Below are 3,886 nucleotides of genomic sequence, written 5' to 3' on the forward strand. Positions count from 1 at the left end.
CTGTTTGCGCGCTCCCCCCCCCCCGGACTACCGGGGGCCCGCGCCCCCCCCCCCCCGCCCGGGCGCCCCCCCCCCGCGCCCGCCCCCCCGCGGGCGCCCCGTTCCGCGGTTTCGCCACCCGCCTGCTGGGGCCCGAGGTGTCGTCTTCGCCGCGCATCGCCGACCTGCTCCGGGAGCCGGACGGGCTTCCCGGAGCGGGGGCGGCGGGGCGGTCGCGGGTCACACGGGCTCGGCGGCGAGCAGACCGGTGGCGCGGTCCGCGGTGAGCACACCGAGGATGTAGCCGTCCTCGTCGACGACGGGCCAGACCGCCAGGTGCTTGATCTGCATCGCGATCGCGGCCAGGGCCAGGCCCATGGTCGGCCAGGCGAACGGGCCGCGCTGGTGCGAGGTGGAACCGATCGCGGTCAGCTCGCTGTCCGAGGAGCGGGCCAGGAACGGGTGGAGTCCGGTGCGGGTGACCAGCCCCTCGCACCGGCCGTCGTGGTCGCGGACGAGCAGGAACTCGATGTCGGCGCCGCGGAGGACGTCGTTCGCCTGGCCGACGGTGTTGTCGTCGGCTATCTGGTAGTCGCAGGGGTCCATGGCGTCGGCGACCGTGAGGCCGTGGCGGGGCCGTGCCTGCTGCGGGGAGTAGGTGGTCACCGTGCTCACCGTTCCCGTCTCCGACTGCCCGCCGGGGGGCTGCCGGGCTGTCCTTCACCCAGAACGAAGCCGGAACGGGGACCGGAATGCGGGATGCCCTGGATGCCTACGACCCTACTCCGGTGGTGCCCGGCGCGACTCCTGTGGTGCCCGGCCCGGGGAGACCTGCCGCGGAGTACCGTGGGTAGCAACCGAGGACGTTCCGCACACCGGCGTCAGCGTCGACGTCGCCCTGGGTCATGACGGGTCCCTCGTGGACCGGACGGGCGGCTTCGCATGATGCCGATCCCCCTTCCCATTCCCTCCTCCGCCGGACCGTGGACGGTGGCCGGTGCCCCGCTGCTGCCGCGCCTGGAACTGGAGCCGACGATGTCGCGGGAGGGCGTCTTCGACGGCGCCTGGTGGCCCCGCTCGAACCGGGTTCTCGCCGAACTGCCGGACCTGATCACCGCGCTCGGCGCGCACTTCGGGCGCATCCAGCGGGTCGGCCTCGACACCTCGGCCTGGGACGGTGTGCCCCGGTCCGTCGACGCGAACGGCCTGACGATCAGGATCAACTGGTTCACCGGCAGCGACGCCACGATCAGCGTCACCCGGGGCCTCCAGGACCACTTCCTCCTGCTGGTGGTGCCGCCCGGCACCGACCCGGCGACGGCCGCCTCGGCGATGGCCGGCGCTTCCGTGACCGGGAACCACACCCCCGCGGCGGAACTCCTGCTCGGCTGACCGGCGTTCGTCGTCACGCCCGGCCGGATCCGCGGCGAGGCGCGACGTCGAGGTCCTCGCTTCCGTCCGTCCGTCCGTGACGGACGGGTGCCGCCCCGATCCACCCCCGTGGGGCCGGGGCGGCACCCGGGCTCAGTGGGCGGCGTCCTGCGGGTACCAGCGGAGTTCGACGGTGTTGCCGTCGGGGTCCTGGACGTAGACCGAGGTGGCGGTGCCGCGGGCACCGTAGCGGGGGACGGGGCCTTCGAGGACGGTGAAGGTGCCGGCGTCGATGACCTCCTGCCAGTCGAGGGGTTCGACGGTGAGGCAGATGTGGTCGACGTTGGACTCCTGCCGGGGGCGGTCGGTCAGGTCGATGATGGTCTCGGGCGTGACGCGGACGGAGGGGAAGGACACCTTGCCGGCGCGCCATTCGTCGACGCGGACCGGCTCCAGGCCCAGCAGGCCGGAGTAGAAGGCCAGGGAGCGCTCGACGTCCGAGACGTTGAGGACGAGGTGGTCGAAGGCTACGACGCGCATGGTGGGTGTCCTTTGGTGTGCGAGGGGGAGGGGCGGGTGGGAGGTCAGGCCTGCTGGTAGTGCAGGTGGACCACGCCGGTGCGGAAGGTGGCCGAGTGGGCGAGCCGCAGCGGGATGCGGTCCTGCTCGGTGAAGAGGCGGATGCCGGAGCCCAGGACGACCGGGTGGACGAGCAGGTGGAGGTCGTCGATCAGGCCGGCGCGCAGCAGGGACCGGGTGAGCATGATGCTGCCGGTGACGCTGATGTCGCGGCCCGGCTGCCGCTTGAGTTCGGTCAGTTCGGCGACGAGGTCGCCGTCGAGGACGGTGGAGTTGTTCCACTCGGGCTCGGTGAGCGTGGTGGACACGACCAGCTTGCGGACGGCGTTGAGGGCGTCGGCCATGTCGCCGGTCTGGTGGGGCCAGGTGGCGGCGAAGGTCTCGTAGGTGCGCCGGCCGAGCAGCAGGGTGTCGGCCGCGGCGGCGAGGCCGCCGACGACGGCGCCCATCTCCTCGTTCAGGTAGGGGAAGTGCCAGGTCTCGGGGGCTTCGACGACGCCGTCGAGGGAGATGAAGAGGCCGGCGGTGATCCGGCGCTCGGTGGTGCCGGTCGCGGTGGCGGCGGGGGTTGCGGCGGCGGCGCTGGTCATGGGGTGCTCCGTGCGTGGTGGTGGAGTCGCCGCGGGCCGTTCCACGCGGTCGGTGACGGGTTCTACGATCCTCCGGAGCGGATGCGTCATCAACGCACGATGGACGTACGATCGTTGAGCAGGATTCAACGATCGAGGGGTGGGGCGGATGCTGGAGCGGCTGGAGGTCGAGGTCTTCCTCGCGCTCGTGGAGGAACTGCACTTCGGCCGGACCGCCGAACGCCTGCACCTGACCACCGGGCGGGTGAGCCAGGTGGTGAAGAAGCTGGAGCGCCGGATCGGCGGCCCGCTCTTCGAGCGCACCAGTCGATCGGTCCGACTCACCCCCGTGGGACGGCAGTTGGCTGACGACCTGACGCCGGTGGTGGAGGCGATGGCGGCGGCCCTGCGCCGGGCGGAGGACGCCAGCCGGGGGGTCACCGGGGAGCTGCGGGTGGCCTTCCTCGGGGAGTGGACGGCGCCGGTGCTGCTCAGGGCGGTCGCGCTGTTCGGCGAGCGGCACCCCGACTGCCGGGTCGACGTTCGGGAGGTCCAGCTTTCCAACTCCCGGGCGAGCCTGGTGGACGGCTCGATCGACGTGCTGATCGCCTCCTACCCGTTCGACGGCATGGCCCGCGGTCCGGTGCTGCTGACCGAGCAGCGGGTGCTGGCGGTGGCCGCGGGGCATCCGCTGGCCGCGGAGCGGTCGGTGTCGATCGAGGTGCTGGCCGACCACCCGGTGGTGCAGTACCCGGAGGTCACCTCGGTGACCTTCAAGCGGGACCGCACCCCCGACCACACCCCGGCCGGCCGGCCGGTGCCCAGGGGACCGTCCGGCAGGACGTTCTCCGAGATGCTCAGCCTGGTCGCGATGGGTCGCGGCGTCCTGCCGGTCGGTGAGCACTCCCGCCGCTACTACCCCCGCCCGGACGTCGCCTACGTGCCGATCCACGACGCGCCCCCGATCGAACGCGGCCCGATCTGGCGGGAGGGCAACTCGACGGCCCGGGTGCTGGCGTTCGTCCGCGCGGCGGCGGACGCCGCCGGGCCGGCGGGCGGCGGGGCGACGGGCGGGGCGCCGCCGTCGTGCGTCGTGGCGACGGGCTGACCGACCGCTGCGGGGCGGGGGACCGCGGGAGGAGTCATGGCAGCAGGAATCATGGCAGCAGGAGTCCCCAGGACAGGGCCCAGGGGACGAACACCGCGGCGGCGAGCAGCAGCGCGCCGAGCCGGGCCCGGTCGATGACGGAGGCGGTGGCGAGGGCGGTGCGGGGGGGCCGGGGCGGGGGGGGGGGGGGGGCGGGCCGCGCGGCGCCCGGCCGCCGGCGGCGCGCCTCCGCCCCCCCCCCCCCGCCCCCCCGACGCCGGCCCCCCAGCCCCCCCCGCGC

Annotated in this window: 6 protein-coding genes (1 of these 6 cut by a window edge); 2 read left to right on the plus strand and 4 right to left on the minus strand. The window is 74.1% G+C overall.

Going from position 1 to position 3,886, the window contains the following annotated elements; all coding sequences use genetic code 11:
• Positions 1-219 precede the first annotated feature (219 nt).
• On the minus strand, positions 220-645 hold the full coding sequence (locus ACFV0O_RS35680; protein WP_380348150.1) for a CBS domain-containing protein: 426 nt from the start codon (positions 643-645) through the stop codon (positions 220-222).
• Positions 646-921: 276 nt separating this feature from the next.
• Between ACFV0O_RS35680 and ACFV0O_RS35685 the strand changes: the two genes are divergently transcribed.
• The gene (locus ACFV0O_RS35685) at positions 922-1,371 is read left to right on the plus strand and encodes a DUF5994 family protein (RefSeq protein WP_380348152.1); all 450 of its coding nucleotides are present in this window, start codon (positions 922-924) and stop codon (positions 1,369-1,371) included.
• Positions 1,372-1,503: 132 nt separating this feature from the next.
• On the opposite strand, the gene ACFV0O_RS35690 is transcribed toward ACFV0O_RS35685, so the two are convergent.
• Both ACFV0O_RS35690 and ACFV0O_RS35695 read right to left on the minus strand, forming a co-directional pair.
• Positions 1,504-1,890, minus strand: a complete 387-nt coding sequence (locus ACFV0O_RS35690; RefSeq protein WP_380348154.1) for a VOC family protein — start codon at positions 1,888-1,890, stop codon at positions 1,504-1,506.
• A gap of 44 nt (positions 1,891-1,934) precedes the next feature.
• Positions 1,935-2,519: a dihydrofolate reductase family protein gene (locus tag ACFV0O_RS35695; RefSeq protein WP_380348156.1), complete on the minus strand. Its 585-nt coding sequence runs from the start codon at positions 2,517-2,519 to the stop codon at positions 1,935-1,937.
• A gap of 148 nt (positions 2,520-2,667) precedes the next feature.
• Between ACFV0O_RS35695 and ACFV0O_RS35700 the strand changes: the two genes are divergently transcribed.
• Positions 2,668-3,606 (plus strand): LysR family transcriptional regulator, encoded by a 939-nt coding sequence (locus ACFV0O_RS35700; protein ID WP_380348158.1) that lies wholly within the window; start codon positions 2,668-2,670, stop codon positions 3,604-3,606.
• A 49-nt stretch (positions 3,607-3,655) separates the two neighbouring features.
• On the opposite strand, the gene ACFV0O_RS35705 is transcribed toward ACFV0O_RS35700, so the two are convergent.
• Positions 3,656-3,886 carry the 3' end of an alpha/beta hydrolase family protein gene (locus ACFV0O_RS35705; RefSeq protein ID WP_380348160.1) on the minus strand. Its footprint extends 1,416 nt past the window's final position, so only the last 231 of its 1,647 coding nucleotides appear in the window; its start codon lies beyond the right edge, outside the window; its stop codon occupies positions 3,656-3,658.

This window comes from Kitasatospora sp. NPDC059577 (assembly GCF_042735475.1).
Lineage (GTDB): Bacteria > Actinomycetota > Actinomycetes > Streptomycetales > Streptomycetaceae > Kitasatospora.